13 protein-coding genes are annotated in these 17,776 nt (G+C 65.8%); 10 read left to right on the top strand and 3 right to left on the bottom strand.

The window, feature by feature from the left end; translation table 11 throughout:
- The first annotated feature begins 14 nt into the window (after positions 1-14).
- From ACQCSW_RS18870 to ACQCSW_RS18830, 9 genes are all read left to right on the top strand, one after another.
- Positions 15-1,535 (top strand): amino acid permease, encoded by a 1,521-nt coding sequence (locus ACQCSW_RS18870; protein ID WP_426988360.1) that lies wholly within the window; start codon positions 15-17, stop codon positions 1,533-1,535.
- A gap of 54 nt (positions 1,536-1,589) precedes the next feature.
- The gene (locus tag ACQCSW_RS18865; protein WP_426988358.1) at positions 1,590-3,344 is read left to right on the top strand and encodes a thiamine pyrophosphate-dependent enzyme; all 1,755 of its coding nucleotides are present in this window, start codon (positions 1,590-1,592) and stop codon (positions 3,342-3,344) included.
- A gap of 362 nt (positions 3,345-3,706) precedes the next feature.
- On the top strand, positions 3,707-5,230 hold the full coding sequence (exaC, locus tag ACQCSW_RS18860) for an acetaldehyde dehydrogenase ExaC (protein ID WP_426988356.1): 1,524 nt from the start codon (positions 3,707-3,709) through the stop codon (positions 5,228-5,230).
- Between the two features lie 65 nt (positions 5,231-5,295).
- Positions 5,296-5,883, top strand: coding sequence for an adenylate kinase (locus tag ACQCSW_RS18855; RefSeq protein ID WP_426990737.1), 588 nt, complete (start codon positions 5,296-5,298; stop codon positions 5,881-5,883).
- 187 nt (positions 5,884-6,070) lie between these two features.
- The gene (locus ACQCSW_RS18850; protein WP_426988354.1) at positions 6,071-6,406 is read left to right on the top strand and encodes a hypothetical protein; all 336 of its coding nucleotides are present in this window, start codon (positions 6,071-6,073) and stop codon (positions 6,404-6,406) included.
- A gap of 137 nt (positions 6,407-6,543) precedes the next feature.
- Positions 6,544-8,277: an ABC transporter ATP-binding protein gene (locus ACQCSW_RS18845; RefSeq protein WP_426988352.1), complete on the top strand. Its 1,734-nt coding sequence runs from the start codon at positions 6,544-6,546 to the stop codon at positions 8,275-8,277.
- Complete coding sequence (locus ACQCSW_RS18840) at positions 8,274-10,313, top strand: ABC transporter ATP-binding protein (RefSeq protein WP_426988350.1); 2,040 nt, start codon at positions 8,274-8,276, stop codon at positions 10,311-10,313. The genes ACQCSW_RS18845 and ACQCSW_RS18840 overlap by 4 nt, the downstream gene beginning before the upstream one ends.
- Before the next feature lie 668 nt (positions 10,314-10,981).
- A complete protein-coding gene (locus ACQCSW_RS18835; RefSeq protein ID WP_426988348.1) occupies positions 10,982-12,403 on the top strand; it encodes an amino acid permease in 1,422 nt (473 codons plus the stop codon).
- A 372-nt stretch (positions 12,404-12,775) separates the two neighbouring features.
- A complete protein-coding gene (locus tag ACQCSW_RS18830) occupies positions 12,776-12,865 on the top strand; it encodes a hypothetical protein (RefSeq protein WP_426988346.1) in 90 nt (29 codons plus the stop codon).
- A gap of 73 nt (positions 12,866-12,938) precedes the next feature.
- On the opposite strand, the gene ACQCSW_RS18825 is transcribed toward ACQCSW_RS18830, so the two are convergent.
- From ACQCSW_RS18825 to ACQCSW_RS18815, 3 genes are all read right to left on the bottom strand, one after another.
- Entirely contained in the window at positions 12,939-14,813 is a 1,875-nt protein-coding gene (locus tag ACQCSW_RS18825) for a Na+/H+ antiporter (protein WP_426988344.1), read from the bottom strand.
- Between the two features lie 76 nt (positions 14,814-14,889).
- Positions 14,890-15,591, bottom strand: a complete 702-nt coding sequence (locus ACQCSW_RS18820; protein WP_426988342.1) for an SCO1664 family protein — start codon at positions 15,589-15,591, stop codon at positions 14,890-14,892.
- 13 nt (positions 15,592-15,604) lie between these two features.
- Complete coding sequence (locus tag ACQCSW_RS18815) at positions 15,605-16,288, bottom strand: histidine phosphatase family protein (RefSeq protein WP_426988340.1); 684 nt, start codon at positions 16,286-16,288, stop codon at positions 15,605-15,607.
- Between the two features lie 89 nt (positions 16,289-16,377).
- Here ACQCSW_RS18815 and ACQCSW_RS18810 point away from each other — a divergent pair, with 89 nt between their 5' ends.
- Positions 16,378-17,766 carry a sigma 54-interacting transcriptional regulator gene (locus tag ACQCSW_RS18810; protein WP_426988338.1) on the top strand — a complete coding sequence of 463 codons (1,389 nt, stop codon included), beginning with the start codon at positions 16,378-16,380 and terminating at the stop codon, positions 17,764-17,766.
- Positions 17,767-17,776 lie beyond the last annotated feature (10 nt).

Genomic DNA, 17,776 nt, shown 5'->3' with positions numbered 1-17,776 from the left:
CGAAAGGATCAACCATGCCCATCAACCCCAATGACGAGGTTGTACTGAAACAGGCCGACGGTGGCCACGCGCACGCCTCCGAAAGTGCCCTGCACGCGGAGGACAAGGGTTACCACAAGAACCTCAAGCCGCGGCAGATCCAGATGATCGCCATCGGCGGCGCGATCGGTACCGGCCTGTTCCTCGGCGCCGGCGGCCGGCTCAACGCCGCCGGCCCGTCGCTGGTCATCGCGTACGCCGTCTGCGGTTTCTTCGCGTTCCTGATCCTGCGGGCGCTGGGCGAACTGGTCCTGCACCGGCCGTCGTCGGGCTCGTTTGTTTCCTACGCCCGTGAATTCTTCGGCGAGAAGGCCGCGTTCGTCTCCGGCTGGTTCTACTGGCTCAACTGGGCCACCACCACCATCGTGGACATCACCGCCGCCGCCCTCTACATGAACTTCTTCGGCCACTACATCCCCTGGATGGCGGCCGTCCCGCAATGGGCCTGGGCCCTGATCGCCCTCGTGGTGGTCCTCGCCCTGAACCTCGTCTCCGTCAAGGTCTTCGGTGAACTCGAGTTCTGGTTCGCCATCATCAAGGTCGCGGCCCTGGTCATCTTCCTCGTGGTGGGCACCTACTTCGTCATCTTCGGCACCCCCGTGGACGGCCAGCCAGTGGGCCTCAGCCTCCTCTCCGACAACGGCGGCGTCTTCCCCAACGGCCTGCTCCCCATGATCATCCTCATGCAGGGTGTCCTGTTCGCCTACGCCTCCATCGAACTCGTCGGCACCGCCGCCGGCGAGACCCAGAACCCGGAAAAGATCATGCCCAAGGCCATCAACTCCGTGGTCTTCCGCATCGCCGTCTTCTACGTCGGCTCCGTCATCCTGCTCGCCCTCCTGCTGCCCTACACCTCCTACGAAAAGGGCGTCAGCCCGTTCGTGACATTCTTCGGATCCATCGGCATCCAGGGCGTGGACGTCATCATGAACCTCGTGGTCCTCACCGCCGCACTCTCCTCCCTCAACGCCGGCCTGTACTCCACCGGCCGCATCCTCCGCTCCATGTCCGTGAACGGCTCCGCCCCGAAATTCGCGGGCCGCATGAACAAAGCCGGCGTCCCCTACGGCGGCATCGCCATCACCGCCGGAGTCTCCCTCCTCGGCGTCCCCCTGAACTACCTCGTACCCGCACAGGCCTTCGAAATCGTCCTGAACGTCGCCTCCGTGGGCATCATCATGACCTGGGCAACCATCGTCCTCTGCCAGATCCAGCTCCAACGCTGGGCAAACAAAGGCTGGCTCAAACGCCCCTCCTTCCGGATGTTCGGCGCCCCCTACACCGGCTACCTTTCACTGCTCTTCCTCGTCAGCGTGCTGATCATGGTCTTCATCGACTCACCCCTCACCATGCTCGTCACCGGCATCGCCTCCGCCCTGATGGTCGTCGGCTGGTACGCCTGCCGCACCCGCATCCGTGAAATCGCCGAAACCCGCGAAGGCTTCACCGGCACCGCCCCCGTCGTCGCCAACCCGCCCGCCGAAACCTTCAGGTAAACCCGCACCATCCCCTACGAACGCCAAACCAGTCCAAACAGCCAAAGAAAGCCCATGACAACGGAAACCGAAGCAACCCTGACCGCATCCCACACCCTGCCCGCCGCCGTCGGGAATTCCGAGCAAGACCCCCGGCAGGCAAGCCGTTCGGAGGTGCCCCACGCCGGCGCTGGCCAGGCACTGAAATCAGCCGGGCACGTGATTGTTGATTCGCTGGTGGCCCATGGTGTGGAGCGCACCTATGTGGTTCCCGGCGAGAGCTTCCTGGACGTCCTGGACGGCCTGCACCAGTCGGATATTGAAACAATCGTCTGCCGGCACGAAGGCGGCGCCGCCTACATGGCCGAGGCCGACGGCAAGATGCACCAGCGCCCGGGCATAGCGATGGTGACCCGCGGGCCCGGCGCAGCCAACGCGCATGTGGGGCTGCACACCGCGTGGCAGGACTCCACCCCCATGCTGCTGTTCGTGGGCCTGATCCCGTTCGCGCACCGGGACCGGGAGGCGTTCCAGGAGTTCGACATCAAAGCCTGGTTCGGTACGGGGGCCAAGCGCGTCATGGTCCTGGACCATGCGGAGCGGGCATCCGAAATCGTGGCCGAGGCGATGTTTGCGGCCATGAGCGGGCGGCCGGGTCCGGTGGTGGTGGGCCTGCCGGAGGACATCATCAGGCAGAAGATCGATCTGGGGCTGCACCCCGCCATTCCGGTGGCGGCCGGCGGCATGAGCAGCACAGACACCGACGCCCTGGAGGCTGCGCTGGCAGCGTCGAGCAAGCCGCTCTTTGTCACCGGCGGCAATGACTGGACGCAGGAAGCAGCGGACCAGCTGACGGAATGGCTGGAACGGCACCACATCCCGGCGGCAGCTGAATGGCGGACGCAGGGAACGGTCTCCTTCGATTCCCCGTCCTATGTGGGACCCATTGGCTACGGCCGCCCCCGCCCCACCTACGACCTGCTGGAGGAAACCGACCTGCTGGTGTTTGTGGGGACGGTGCCGGGCGATGTGATTACGGACGGATTCGTCTGCCGGCAGGACTGGAACAAAAAGAACTTCCTGGTCACAGCCGACCCCTCACTCCGTGGCCGGTCAGGGCCCGTTTCACGGCAGATCCTGGCCAAGCCCGAGGCCTTTGTCCGCGACCTGGTGGGTATCGACCTGCCGGTAAAGGAAGAGTGGAAAGCATGGACGGACCGGATGCGGGGCGAGCAGGAGCGGTTCGCCGCACTACCCCCGGCTGCGCCGGCAGAGGGGCAGGCACGGATGGACACTTTGATGGCCAACCTGGTGCCCAAGCTGCCGGAGGACTCCCTGGTGACCTTCGGCGCGGGCGAGCACACCAACTGGGCCCACCGCTACTTCCCCACCCGCCGCTACGCCTCCATGATCAGTGCCCGTAACGGCTCCATGGGCTACTCGGTCCCCTCGGCCATCGCGGCATCGCTGGCCGAACCCCGGCGCCGCGTGGTGACCATCGCCGGGGACGGGGAGTTCCTCATGAACGGCCAGGAACTGGCCACCGCGGCCCAGTACGGGGCCACGCCGCTGGTGATCGTTATGGACAACCAGGAATACGGCACCATCCGCACCCACCAGGAGCGGCACTATCCCTCACGCGTGTCCGGGACCCAGCTGAAGAATCCGGACTTCGGCCTGATGGCCCGGGCCTTCGGCGGTTTCGGGATCACTGTCACCGAGGACAACGACGTTCCCGCCGCACTGGACGCCGCCCTCGCGGCCATCGACGAGGACGGCGTCTTCGCCCTCATCCATCTCATCGTGGAACAGCGCGTTAAAGCCTACTGACCCACGTGCTGACGGGACGCGGACGACGGCGGGACATTCCGCCGTCGTTCGCTGCTCGTTGGCCCGGGTCCCGTCCGCCGAATTCCGCCCTCCCACTCCCCACCGACGGACGTAAGCCAACCTTCGCACTACTTCTCGACCGCGCTTCCAGCGGGCAGAACCTTAGAGCCGCCATGCTCTCTGGTCCCGTCGTGCGCGGCCGGCTACCGGGCGTGCCTGATACGAGCTCTGGTGGTTGTACCGACGGGCCCTCCGCCGGTCAGAGGTCAGCAGCTGGCGGTTCCCTTTGCAGCCTGGGCGCAACCTTTGAAGTTCTAGCATGGGGGCCAGGACGAAGACGTCTGTTTTCCAGAGGAGTGACCATGACTGTTTATGTACAGCCCGGCCAAGAAGGATCCAAGGTCCAGTTCAAGGACCGCTATGAGAACTGGATCGGCGGCCAATGGGTGGCTCCAACTACCGGCCAATACATCGAGAACGTTTCCCCGGTGAACGGAAAGCAATTCACCGAGGTGGCCCGCGGCGCCGCCGCGGACGTAGAGCTCGCACTCGATGCCGCGCACAAGGCCGCACCGGCGTGGGGCAAGACTTCGGCCACGGAGCGCGCCGCCGTGCTGAACAGGATCGCCGACCGCATCGACGCGAACCTCGAGATGCTGGCTGTCGCCGAATCGTGGGACAACGGCAAGCCCATCCGCGAAACCTTGAATGCGGACATCCCGCTCGCGGCGGACCACTTCCGGTACTTTGCCTCCGCCATCCGCGCCCAGGAAGGCCGGCTCTCCCAGCTCGACGACGACACCACGGCCTACCACTTCCACGAACCCCTTGGCGTGGTGGGCCAGATCATCCCGTGGAACTTCCCCATCCTGATGGCTGTGTGGAAGCTCGCTCCTGCCCTGGCGGCCGGCAACGCGGTGGTCCTCAAGCCCGCTTCCAACACCCCGGCCTCCATCCTGGTCCTGGCGGAACTCATCGCGGACCTGCTGCCGGCGGGCCTGCTGAATATCGTCAACGGCTTCGGGGCGGAAGTGGGAAAGCCGCTGGCCTCCAGCCCGCGGATCCGCAAGATCGCGTTCACCGGCGAGACCTCCACCGGACGCCTGATCAGCCAGTACGCCAGCCAGAACCTGATCCCGGTCACCCTGGAACTGGGCGGCAAGAGCCCGAACATCTTCTTCAACGATGTTGCCGAGTCCAATGACGCGTTCTACGACAAGGCGCTGGAGGGCTTCACCCTTTACGCCTTCAACCAGGGCGAAGTCTGCAGCAGCCCGTCCCGTGCCCTTGTCCAGAACGGTATCTACGATTCCTTCATGGCTGATGCCGTGGCCAGGACGCAACAGATCATCCAAGGCAACCCGCTGGACACCAACACCCAGATCGGCGCCCAGGCATCCGTGGGCCAGATGGAGAAGATCCTTTCCTACATCGACATCGGACTCGAAGAGGGCGCAAAAATCCTGGCCGGCGGTGCACGGACGGAGCTTGACGGGGACCTGGCCGGCGGTTTCTACGTCCAGCCGACCATTTTTGAGGGCCAGAACTGGATGCGGATCTTCCAGGAGGAGATCTTCGGCCCGGTGGTCTCCGTTGCACGCTTCGGCGATTACAACGACGCCGTCAGCATCGCCAACGACACCCTGTACGGCCTTGGCGCCGGCGTCTGGTCGCGGAACGGCAACGTGGCCTACCGTGCTGGGCGCGAGATCCAGGCCGGCCGGGTGTGGGTGAACAACTACCATGCCTACCCTGCCGGGGCCGCGTTCGGCGGCTATAAGTCATCCGGTATCGGCCGTGAGAACCACTCCATGATGCTGGACCACTACCAGCAGACGAAGAATCTCCTGGTCAGCCACTCAGAGAACAAGCTCGGCTTCTTCTAGTCCGGTCAGGGACCACAGCAAGCGTTCAACAAACAGGTACCACGAAGGGGCTTTACATGACGAGAATGCTGATTATCGGACCTCCCGGTTCGGGCAAGGGAACGCAGGCCGAACGGATCTCGGAGCGCCTCGGTGTGGCCGCGATCTCCACCGGAGACATCTTCCGTGCCAACGTCAAGGGCGAGACTCCGCTGGGAATCGAAGCGAGGGAGTATATGGACGCCGGGGACTTCGTTCCGGACAGCGTGACCAACAAGATGGTCCGGGACCGCCTCAACGAAGCCGACGTCCAAGACGGATTCCTCCTTGACGGATACCCACGCACCACGGCGCAGGTCGATTACTTGGATGGCATCCTCGTTGGCAGGGGTGACAAGCTCGATCTTGTCCTGCAGCTCACGGCCGACGATGAGGAACTCGTGGCCCGCCTGCTGGGACGTGCCAGGGAGACCGGACGCAGCGATGACAACGAAGCCGTCATCCGCCACCGCCTGGACCTCTATCACGGGCAGACCGAAGCCGTGGTGGCCAAGTACGCGGGACGCGGAATCCTGGCCAGGGTTGATGGGATGGGCGGGGTCGGCGAGGTTACGGACAGAGTGATGGGCATGCTCGGAGATCTCCTTAAGGTTCCCGCCGTATTCGGACGGTAGTACTCAACCGCCTGCATCGCTGATCGGTAGCGGTGATCGAGCCTGTCGGAAGCCACCACCGGAATCCGACAGGCTCGACTGCGTGGCACATAGTTCCGTCGTCCGAGCAGCCAGCGGCTGCAGACTGGATATCGGGATTAGGATGCAACGCTAAACCCCGAGAGTCAACGAAATCCGGGGCAGTCCCGTGCTTGTCCTGGTCGCGGCGGTGCTGATGTCCTGCGGGCTGGCCGACGCGTTCACCTTCCTCGTTGAGCCGCCCACGTATCCGGTGGGGCACCGGCTGGTGCTGCTCGGAGCCCTCGGGTTTGCGGCGGCCGCCATGTGGGCATGGCTGAGGCCAGCTCCCCAATGGGTAACGGTCCTCACGGCCCTGCCCGCCTTGGTGATCGGCGGGCTCGCCCTGCAGTTTGAGGATGGCAGCTGGGGCGTCCTAGCCGGGCTGGTCCTCATCCCGGCCGCACTCATAGGGATGCTGGTGGACCTGCACTACTCGTCCGATGTCGTGCGGCCAGCCAAGTAGGCGCCCCCGCAGGCAAGGCAAAATACGCTGTCGGAGAACCGGCCGAATTTCTCCCGAAGCTGCACGGCTTATCCCAGCCTCCGGACGTAAACTGACCTCCGCACCACTTTGCGCGGAACAGAACGCTTGGAGTCCGGATGCTCTGGAAACTGCTTGTTGAATACCTGCGGCCGCACCGGCCGCTGCTGATCGCCGTCGTGATTTTCCAGCTGGCGCAGTCCATCGCGTCCCTGTACCTGCCCACCCTGAACGCCGACATCATCGATGAGGGCGTGGCCAAGGGGGACACTGGCGTCATCCTCAACCTTGGCGGCCTCATGCTGGGCATCACGCTGCTCCAGATCGTGTGCTCAGTGATCGCCGTGTACTTCGGGGCGAAGGCGGCCATGGGCGCGGGCCGGGACCTGCGCGGCGCCATCTTCTCCCGGGTGGGGGAGTTCTCCGAGCAGGAAGTCACGAAGTTCGGTGCGCCCAGCCTGATCACCCGGTCCACTAACGACGTCCAGCAGGTGCAGCAGCTGGTGCTGATGTCCGCCACCATGCTGGTCACCGCGCCCATGCTGAGCATCGGCGGCGTGATCATGGCCGTCCGGCAGGACGTGCAGCTCTCGTGGCTGATCGCCGTCGCCGTGCCCGTCCTGCTGATCGGGGTGGGGCTGATTATTATCCGGATGGTGCCGCTGTTCCGGAAGATGCAGAAACGGATCGATACCGTGAACCGGGTGCTCCGCGAGCAGCTCACCGGCATCCGCGTGGTGCGCGCGTTCGTCCGCGAGGACATCGAGAGCGCCCGATTCGCCCAGGCCAATGAGGACGTCACGGACACCGCGCTGCGCGCCGGCCGGCTGATGGCGCTTGCCTTCCCCGTGGTGATGCTGGTGCTGAACGTCTCCAGCGTGGCGGTAATCTGGTTCGGCTCATTCCGGATCGAGGACGGCTCCATGCAGGTGGGCACGCTCATCGCGTTCCTGAGCTACCTCATGCAGATCCTGATGTCCGTCATGATGGCCACCTTCATGGCGGTGATGATCCCGCGCGCGGCAGTCTCCGCGGACCGGATCGGCGAGGTGCTGGGCACCGAGTCGAGCGTGCGGCCGCCGAAGGATCCCGTCAGCAGCGCGGTGCGCCGCGGCGAGCTGGAAATGGTCGACGCCGGATTCGCCTACCCGGGTGCCGACCAGCCCGTCCTCTCCGGGATCAGCTTCACGGCCAGGGCTGGGCAGACCACGGCGATCATCGGCAGCACCGGCTCCGGCAAGACCACGCTGGTGAACCTCATGCCGCGGCTGTTCGATGCCACCACCGGCTCGGTGCGGATCGACGGCGTGGACGTGCGCGAACTGCACCCGGACCTGCTCTGGGGGCACATCGGCCTGGTCCCGCAGCGGCCCTACCTGTTCACCGGCACCGTCCGCAGCAACCTGCAGTACGGCAAACCGGACGCCACCGAGGAGGAACTCTGGTCCGCCCTGGAGATTGCGCAGGCGCGCGACTTCGTGGAGGAGATGGAAGGCGGGCTGGATGCGCCCATCTCCCAGGGCGGCACCAACGTCTCGGGCGGGCAGCGGCAGCGGCTGGCCATCGCCCGGGCACTGGTGAAACGGCCCGAGCTGTACATCTTTGACGACTCGTTCTCCTCACTGGACACAGGCACCGACGCCCGGCTGCGCCAGGCCCTCAAACACAACACCGCCGGCGCCACGCTGGTGATCATCGCCCAGCGCGTGTCCAGCATCGTGGACGCGGACCAGATCCTGGTGCTCGACGACGGCAGGATAGTCGCGCGCGGAACGCACGGCGGGCTGCTGGAGACGTCGGAGACGTACCGGGAGATTGTGTCTTCCCAGCTGGCAGCGGAGGAGACGGTATGAGCGCGCAGAACCGGCCGCCGTCGGGCGCTGCTGCTAACCACGCTGCTGCCCCGGTCGGAACCGCACCCGCCTCCAAAACAGGGACTGCCGACGTCGTACGCATTCCCCGTCCGGCGGGCGGCCCGGGACGCGGCGGACCGTTCGCGGGGATGAACGTCCCGGCGGAGAAGGCGATGAACTTCGGGCCGTCGGCCAAACGGCTGGTGGGCACGCTGCGGCCGGAACGGGCGTGGCTGCTGCTGGTGCTGGTCATGGGGGTGGCCAGCGTGACGCTCTCCGTGATCGGGCCGCGGCTGCTGGGGGAGGGCACCAACCTGATCTTCGCCGGCGTGGTGTCCCGGGAGCTGCCCGCCGGGGTGAGCAAGGCTGAGCTGATCGCGCAGCTGCGGGCCGCGGGGGAGAACCAGAAGGCGGACATGCTGACGCCCATGGCGCTGACCCCGGGCGAGGGGATCGACTTCGCGGCGCTGTCCGGCGTGCTGCTGTGGGCGCTGGTGCTGTACGTGCTGGCGTCGGCGTTTATGTGGGTGCAGGCGTATGTGCTGAACGGGGTGGTGCAGCGGACGGTGTTCGGGCTGCGCGAGGAGATCGAGGCGAAGATCCACCGGCTGCCGCTGCGGTATTTCGATTCGATCCAGCGCGGTGAGCTGCTGAGCCGGGTGACCAACGACGTCGATAACGTCTCGCAGAGCCTGCAGCAGTCCATCAGCCAGGCGGTCACGTCGGTCCTGACCGTAGTGGGGGTGCTGGTGATGATGGTCATCCTCTCGCCCACGCTGGCGCTGATCGCGCTGGTGACCGTGCCGCTGACGCTGGGGATCACGGCGCTGATCGCCAAGCGCTCGCAGAAGCTGTTTGTGGCGCAGTGGAAACACACGGGCGAGCTGAACGGGCAGATCGAGGAGACCTACACCGGGCATGCGCTGGTGAAGGTGTTCGGCCGGCAGCGCGAGGTGGAGGAACGGTTCCGGCAGAAGAACGTGGAACTGTACGACGCAAGCTTCGGGGCGCAGTTCATTTCCGGCCTGATCATGCCGGCCATGACGTTCATCGGGAACCTGGTGTACGTGGGGATTGCGGTGGTGGGCGGGCTGCAGGTGGCGTCCGGGGCCATGCAGCTGGGCGATGTGCAGGCGTTCATCCAGTATTCGCGGCAGTTCACCATGCCGCTGGCGCAGCTGGGGTCCATGGCCAACCTGCTGCAGTCCGGGGTGGCGTCCGCGGAGCGGGTGTTCTCGTTGCTGGACGAGGACGAGGAGTCCGCTGACGCTTCAGGTGCTCCTACGTTTGGGCGGGGGCGGCTGGTATTTGAGGACGTGTCCTTCTCGTATTCGCCGGACAAGCCGCTGATCTCTTCCCTTTCGTTGGTGGCGGAGCCGGGACAGACGGTGGCAATTGTTGGCCCCACCGGCGCCGGGAAGACCACGCTGGTGAACCTGATGATGCGGTTCTACGAGATTGATGCCGGGCGGATAACGCTCGACGGCGTGGACATCACCTCGGTGCCACGGCGGGAGCTGCGCTCGCGGCTGGGCATGGTGCTGCAGGATACGTGGCTGTTCGGCGGGACAATCCGGGACAACATCGCCTACGGCCGACCCACTGCTACCGAGGACGAGATCCTGGAGGCCGCGCGGGCGACGTACGTGGACCGGTTCGTGCATTCGCTGCCGGAGGGCTACGACACTGTGCTGACCGATGAGGGCGCCAATGTCTCGGCGGGCGAGAAGCAGCTGCTGACGATTGCGCGGGCGTTCCTGGCCCGGCCCTCCGTGCTGATCCTGGACGAGGCGACGAGCTCGGTGGACACCCGGACCGAGGTGCTGGTGCAGAAGGCGATGCGGGCACTGCGGTCCGACCGGACTTCTTTTGTGATCGCGCACCGCCTGTCCACGATCCGCGACGCCGACCTCATCCTGGTGATGGAGGCCGGGCAGATCGTGGAACAGGGCACGCACGCTTCACTGCTGGCCGCCGGCGGAGCGTACGCCCGGCTGTACGAGGCGCAGTTCGCGGCTCCTGCGGCGGAGGTTTAAGAGGCGGCAGCTCCGACGGCGGGCTCCCTCGAGTCGCGTAGCCCGCCGCTTCCGCCCCCCCGCAGACAGGGGCAAATTTTAGCCCAGAGTTCCAAGGGAATGCGCACTCCATTGGCTGTAACGTATCGTCGATTCGGCCGGGATCGAACATACCGCGGTAGCGGTCCACTTCCGAATCCCTGGTCGAAAGCCGCGGGCCGGGTTGCGGAGTGCTGCCTAAGAGTGCCTCTATCCGCCGCATGCCTCCTTCGACTGGTTAGCGGGGCTTGAGGACCAATGCTCGGGAAAGTCATGCCAAGCCGATCTACAGTGGTAACGATGCTTGCTTCGGTTCGTTGAGCCTGTATGGCTAAACATAAAATTAACTGCGGCCGAGGACGCCTCGTGGGGGGTGGAACAGGATACGCCCCAACCACGCCGACTAACGACGGGTAGACCGGACTGTGGGCGGCCATGTGTTTCCGGCGCATGTCGGAAGTGCTGGTTATGCAACTTTCCTTGCCACAGGGTGCTACCGATTGTATGGATGTCCAATTTCGCCGACATCATTTATGTGACTGCACAGGAGTGCGGCGCAACTTTCCGCCCTAGCATTCAAGGTGTGAACCAGGACACGGCCCTGCTGGACGGATCCGGTCCCGGAAACAACGACAAAGGACGGCGCATCAATGCACGCTGATCAGCAGCTCTCAAAATCCCTGAAACCCAGGCATCTGTCCATGATCGCCATCGCCGGAGTGATCGGTGCCGGGCTCTTTGTGGGTTCCGGTGCTGCCATCCAGCAGGCCGGCCCCGGCATTTTGATCGCTTACGCCGCGGCGGGGCTCGTGGTTATCCTAGTCATGCGGATGCTTGGTGAGATGGCGGCAGCCAACCCGGAAACCGGGTCGTTCTCCACATACGCGGACAAGGCGCTGGGCCGCTGGGCCGGTTTCAGCATCGGCTGGCTCTACGCCTGGTTCTGGATCATCGTCCTGGGCATCGAGGCAACGGCAGGAGCCGCGATCATGCATCGCTGGGTGCCGGGCATCGATCAGTGGGTCTGGGCGTTGCTCCTGATGGTGCTGCTGACCCTCACCAACCTCGGCTCCGTGAAGTCCTTTGGCGAGTTTGAATTCTGGTTCGCTTCCATCAAGGTGGCCGCCATCTCGCTGTTCCTGATCTTCGGCGTGGCGGCCATCCTCGGACTCATTCCCGGCGTACCGGCCCCGGGGCTGAGCAACCTGACCGAAAACGGTGGCTTCCTGCCCAACGGCCCCGGCGCGGTCCTGGCCGGCATCCTCGTGGTTGTCTTTTCATTCTTCGGCGCCGAGATCGCCACCATCGCTGCCGGTGAATCCGAGAACCCCGTCGATGCCGTCAAGAAGGCCGTGAAGTCCACCGTCTGGCGCATCCTCGTCTTCTATATCGGCTCCATCGCCGTTGTAGTCACCCTGCTGCCCTGGAACTCCGCCACCGTGGCCAAGAGCCCCTACGTCGCCGTCATTGAGCTGTTCGGCATTCCCGGTGCCGGCACCATCATGGACATCGTCGTGCTGACCTCCGTGCTGTCTTGCCTGAACTCCGGCCTCTACACCGCCAGCCGCATGCTGTTCTCACTGTCCCGGCGCGGAGACGCCCCCCGGGCGTGGATGCGGATCTCCAATCGCGGAGTCCCCGCCGCTGCGGTGCTGGCCTCCACCGTCGTCGGCTTCATCACCGTCGGCCTGAACTACATTGCCCCGGACACTGTGTTCCTGTTCCTGGTCAACACCTCCGGTGCCATCGCCTTGTTCGTGTGGCTCGTGATTGCGAGCTCCCAACTGATCCTGCGGCGCCGGATGGGTGCCGCAGCCAAGGGCCTTGAGCTGAAAATGTGGTTTTTCCCGTACCTGACGTGGGTGGCGATCATCAGCATCGTCGCGCTGCTGATCGGGATGCTGATCCTGGAATCCACCCGCGAATCGCTGCTGCTCTCACTGGCCCTCGCTGCGGTCGTGGTGGGCATCGGGCTCTGGCGCTACCGCATGCACGGCGCGAAGGCCCTGGTTCCCGCCGACGAGGAAGCCAGCGCAGAGGAAGCAGGCGTCGGCGCCCGCCGGACGTCGTAGAAACCAGCCGGCTGAGCCGTCTCCCCCGGCGCAGGGCACAGCGGGTTGACAGGGGACGGGGGCTTGAGGACATATTCTCGGGGAAGTCGCGCTAAGCCGATCTCCGGTGGTAACGATGGTGGCCTTGTTCCTGAAGGGTGAAGGCGTGAGGTCCTCCAGCTTGGTTGTCTGGGCGAGGCGTGCCTGCCGGGTCTTGGGCCCGAAGAAAGCGAGCACCAGAGCGCCGAACAGCCAAGTGCCCGCGATGAAGAAGAAGACACTCTGATATCCGGACCCGTTATACAGTGCTGCAATGATCAGCGGTTCCGCGGCGTTGGATAGCCGGCCCAGGCCATAGTTTCCCTCCCGCAGCACCTGGCCATCATCGACGCCGTGTGCCGGCACGACCCGGACGGAGCAGCCGAGGCGATGCGGCTGCACCTGGAAAGCGTGGCAGACGCTATCCGGGCCACGAATAGCTGATTCCGGGCGTTGACTGGGGAGTCTTTTTCCTAGCTGACGGCCTGTTCAACGCGGCCCGATGCACCTCCCGCCGTCAGCCCAGCAGGTCGTCCTGGTAGCACCAGCGCCAGTCTTCCCCCGGCTCGATGCTCCGCATGACCGGGTGCCCGGTCGCTTCGAAGTGCTTGGAAGCGTGGGTTTCGGGGGAGGAATCACAGCAGCCCACGGTGCCGCAGGCCAGGCACATCCTGAGGTGAACCGTCGTCGTGCCTTCCCGGAGGCAGCCCGCGCAGTAGGCGCCGCGGGGCACCTCCCGGTACCGGGCCGACTCGAGGTGGCCACATACACCGCCGGGCCTCGCGATCCCTTCCCCGCCGCCCTCGCCGGATGTATCCACCTCGTCCAGCGCCAGGTCCAGCATGGATTCCTCAACATCCAGCCGGTCCAGGACATCAGTGAGGACTTCCTGGGCGTACGCCCCGCCGCGCCGCAGCTCCAGTACCGTGGCCCTTTCTGCTTCCAGCATGGCAAGCCGCAGCCGTGCGTAGCGCTCGCTGGGTGTGGCGGTTTCCGCCGACGGCCGGCCGAGCCGTTCCCAGGCAGCCAACCCGCGCTCTTGGGTGCGCCGTTTCAGCATGGCCACGACCTCCGGCGGATCGTCGTCCGTGCGCAGTTCCTGCAGGCGGGCCACGCCGGCAGCGGTGGCGAGCTGCATCAGCGACGCCTGGTTCAGCGCGTCCTCGCGCTGGTCCGGGCCCTGGACGCGCAGGATCCGGACCAGAGCCGGAAGAGTGAACCCCTGCAGCGTCAGCGTGCCGCCCACCACCACCAGCGCGGCCAGAATCAGCACCGAGCGGTGTTCCAGGTCCGCGGGCAGCACCAGCACCGCGGCCAGGGTGACCACGCCTCGCATTCCGGCCCAGGAGACAATTGCCGCGAACTGCCACGGCGGCGCCGGGTCGTTCCGCTGCACTGCCGGAATTAGGCGGGGCAGGTAGGTGGCCGGGAACACCCACACCGGCCGGAGCACCAGCACCGCCAGCAGGATCACGGCGCAGCCGGCCCAGATCCGGCCGGCGCCAAGGGAATCGTCCTGGACGCCTTCAATGATGGTCCGGACCTGCAGCCCGATCAGCAGGAATACCGCATTTTCCAGCAGGAACTGCACCGTGTTCCAGTTGCTGCGCTGGCTCAGCCGGGCGGCACCGTTGGGCATGGAGGGAGCCTTGGTGCCCATCACCAGCCCGGTAACGACGACGGCGAGGACACCGGAGGCGTGGATCGCTTCCGCCGGAAGGTACGCGACGAAGGGGGCCATAAGCGACGTCGAGGTGTTGATCGCGACGTTCCGGATGCGTTTGCGGAGCAGGGTCAGCACGTAGGCAGCGGCCATGCCGACTACCACCCCGCCCCCGGCCGCGAGCAGGAATCCACCGGCGATCTCCGTTGCGGACACTGACCCCGAGATAGCGGCAATGGCAGCGCGGAGGCAGATCAGTGCCGTTGCGTCGTTGACGAGGGATTCACCCTCAAGGATAGTGACGATCCTGCGCGGCATCCCCACCTTCCGCGCGATGGCGGTGGCTGCCACCGCATCCGGCGGCGCCAGGACTGCGCCGAGCGCGATCGCGGCAGCGAGCGGGATCTCCGGGAACAGCCACCAGACCATGAAGCCCACAGCGATGGTCCCGAAGATGACATAGCCCACCGAGAGCAGCCCGATGGCGCGGCGGTTGGAGCCGAAATCGAAGAGGGAAGTCCGCAGCGCCGCGGCGTAAAGCAGCGGCGGTAACAGGCCCACGAGGACCAGTTCCGGGTTCAGTTCAATGTGCGGAACGAAGGGGAGGAAAGAACCGGCGACGCCGGCCAGCACCAGCAGCAGCGGAACCGAAATGTTGAGCTTCCGGCCCAGGGCACTCCCGGCGCAGACCACCCCGACGAGAACCAGAAGTCCCAGTGCGATCTCCATTGGGCCATTGTCTCAGGCCGCAAGAAAAGGTGTCCGGGAGGCCAGGTATTTTTCGGTGCCGAGGCTCGAGGGGTGCCTAAACCAGCGGCCACGGGTAACGCATGCCCGTGAGGTCAACCGGCAGCGTCCCCTCCTGCAGCATGCGCCGCACCCGCCGCTTCAGGGCGGCAGTTTCGTCGTCGTCGAGCAGCTCGGCCACCTCGGCAGGCACGGCATAGGCGAGGGGTGCGATGTCCGCCAGCAGGGCCGCGGGGATTGCCTCACCGGCGAAGTCCCAGATCACCGTGCGCAGCTTGAAGACCGCGGAAAAGCACAGCCCGTGATCAATGCCCCAGATCCGCCCGTCGCCACCGCGCAGCACGTGCCCGCTCTTGCGGTCGGTGTTGTTGGAGATGTAGTCGAACAGGGCCATCCGGGCCATGTCGGGGTGGGTGGCCGGGTCTTCGGCAGCCAGCGTGAAGTAGTGCTCGCGGAAGTCGCAGTCGATGAACCACTGAAGCGACCCGACCCCCAGCGGCGCGTCGTCGCGGATCACCGTGGACGGCACCATACCCCACCCCAGGAACTCACTGAGCAGGTACGCCGCACGTTCCCGCCGGTACAGCCCGGGTTCAAAGTCGGACAGCGGCCGCTCACCGGCCTCCGGTTTGTAGACCGCATGCGCAGTGTCGTCCCCGTGGCTGAGCTGCACCAGGAACGTCTCGTTGCTGCTGCGCGCAATCTGCCCCACCAGCTCCACGCTGCCCTCGGTGAGCAGGGTCAGCTCCCGGCCGGACACCGTATGTCCCAACTCACTGCGGCCGCAGTTCGCTCAACGGCTCCGAGTGCGAATTCACCATCAGCACCGCGGCCGCCTGCCCATCCACAATCGAAACAGCGGACACTGAGCCCGGGCTGATCATGATGCGCTGGAAAAGATCCAGCGTGGTGCCCAGGGAGTGGGCCACCGCGGCCTTGATGGGATCGGCATGGGAGAAGCAGACGACGACGCCGCCTGCGTGGGCAGCGCACAGCGCCGCCAGCGCACCAACAATCCGTTGCTGCATCTCCGGAAAGCTCTCACCGTTGGGAAAACGGAAGGTGGACGGGCTGTTCTGCACGGTCCGCCACTCCGGCAGGACGGCGAGGTCCGCGATCGCGGATCCGGTCCAGTCACCGAAGTCGCACTCCAGCAGTCCGGCGTCCCGGTGCACCTCAAGCCCGGTCCGTGCCGCCGTCGGCCCCGCCGTCTCGCAGGCGCGCTCCAGCGGCGAGGAATAGAGGGCACTGACCGGAAGCCCCGCGAGCCGTTCCGCCACCCGCTCGGCCTGGGCGCGGCCCCGCTCGGACAGGTGCAGGCCCGGGGCGCGGCCCGGCAGCACCATGCCCGTGGTGGGTGTTTCGCCGTGGCGCACCAGGAGCAGGAGCGTGCTCGCAGGCGCCATCGCGGACTCTGCTGGAGATACCGGCGGTGCCGGCTCGGCTGCTGCAGTCATCAGCACCAGCGTACGGCCCGCAGTCTCTTCACTTGCACGAATATTTGAGATTGCCCAATTCCAGCCCGAAACAGGTCTACCTTGGAGGAGTGAACGAACGCCCTGAAATCTTCACTGTTGGTGAACTGCGTGCCTCCGGCCACGTTCGCAAGGACCTGCGCCGGGAAATCCGCGACAACCTCCTCGCCGCACTGGCGGCGGGCCGCGATCCGTGGCCCGGCTTGTTCGGCTTCAGCCGTACCGTGCTGCCGCAGCTCGAGCGGGCCCTGATCGCCGGGCATGACGTCGTCCTGCTGGGCGAGCGCGGACAGGGCAAGACCCGCATCCTGCGAACCCTGGCCGGGCTGCTGGACGAATGGTCGCCGGTGATCGAGGACTCGGAACTAAACGAACACCCCTACGAACCCATCACAGCGCACTCCCGCGCCCGGGCCCTCACCGAGGGGGACCGGCTGCGCGTGGCCTGGCGCCACCGCTCGGAACGTTATGTGGAAAAACTCGCGACGCCGGACACCTCCGTCGCGGACCTGATCGGCGACGTCGACCCCATGCGGGTAGCCGAGGGCCGCCGCCTGGGCGATCCGGAAACCATCCACTACGGTCTGATCCCGCGCTCCAACCGCGGCATCGTGGCCATCAACGAACTCCCGGACCTCGCCGAGCGCATCCAGGTCTCCATGCTGAACGTCATGGAGGAACGCGACATCCAGATCCGCGGTTACGTGCTGCGGCTGCCGCTGGACGTCCTGGTGGTGGCCTCCGCCAACCCGGAGGACTACACCAACCGCGGCCGGATCATCACACCCCTGAAGGACCGCTTCGGCGCCGAAATCCGCACGCACTACCCCATCGAGCTGGACGACGAAGTGGCCGTCATCCAGCAGGAGGGCCACCTGGTGGCCAGCGTTCCGCCCGTCATCCTGGAAATCCTGGCCCGCTACACCCGGGCCTTGCGCCAGTCGCCGGCCATCAACCAGACCTCCGGCGTGTCCGCACGCTTCGCCATTGCAGGCGCCGAAACCGTGGCCGCAGCTGCCCTGCGGCGGGCCAGCGTGCGCGGCGAGGACGAAGCCGTGGCCCGGATCATCGACCTGGAGGCCGCCGTGGAAGTCCTCACGGGCAAGATCGAATTCGAATCGGGCGAGGAGGGCCGTGAGCAGGACATCCTGGACCACCTCCTGCGCACCGCCACCGCCGAAGCCGTGCGGGAGCACTTCCAGGGCCTGGACATGGGTCCGCTGGTGGCCGCGCTGGACGGGCACTCGACCGTGACCACCGGCGAACTGGTCACCGCGAAGGAATTCCTGGCCAACCTCCCGTCCCTCAACGGATCAGGCCTCTACGACGACATCAGCGAACGCCTGGGTGCGGAAAACGACGGCCAGCGTGCCGCCGCCGTCGAACTGGCGCTCGAAGGGCTTTACCTCGGCCGCCGGATTTCCAAGGAGTCCGACGACGGGGCCACCATCTACGGCTAGGGACAGGAAG

It is taken from the genome of Pseudarthrobacter sp. Y6 (assembly GCF_050156205.1).
Taxonomy (GTDB): domain Bacteria; phylum Actinomycetota; class Actinomycetes; order Actinomycetales; family Micrococcaceae; genus Arthrobacter.
This window is presented reverse-complemented; position numbering and strand designations above follow the sequence as displayed.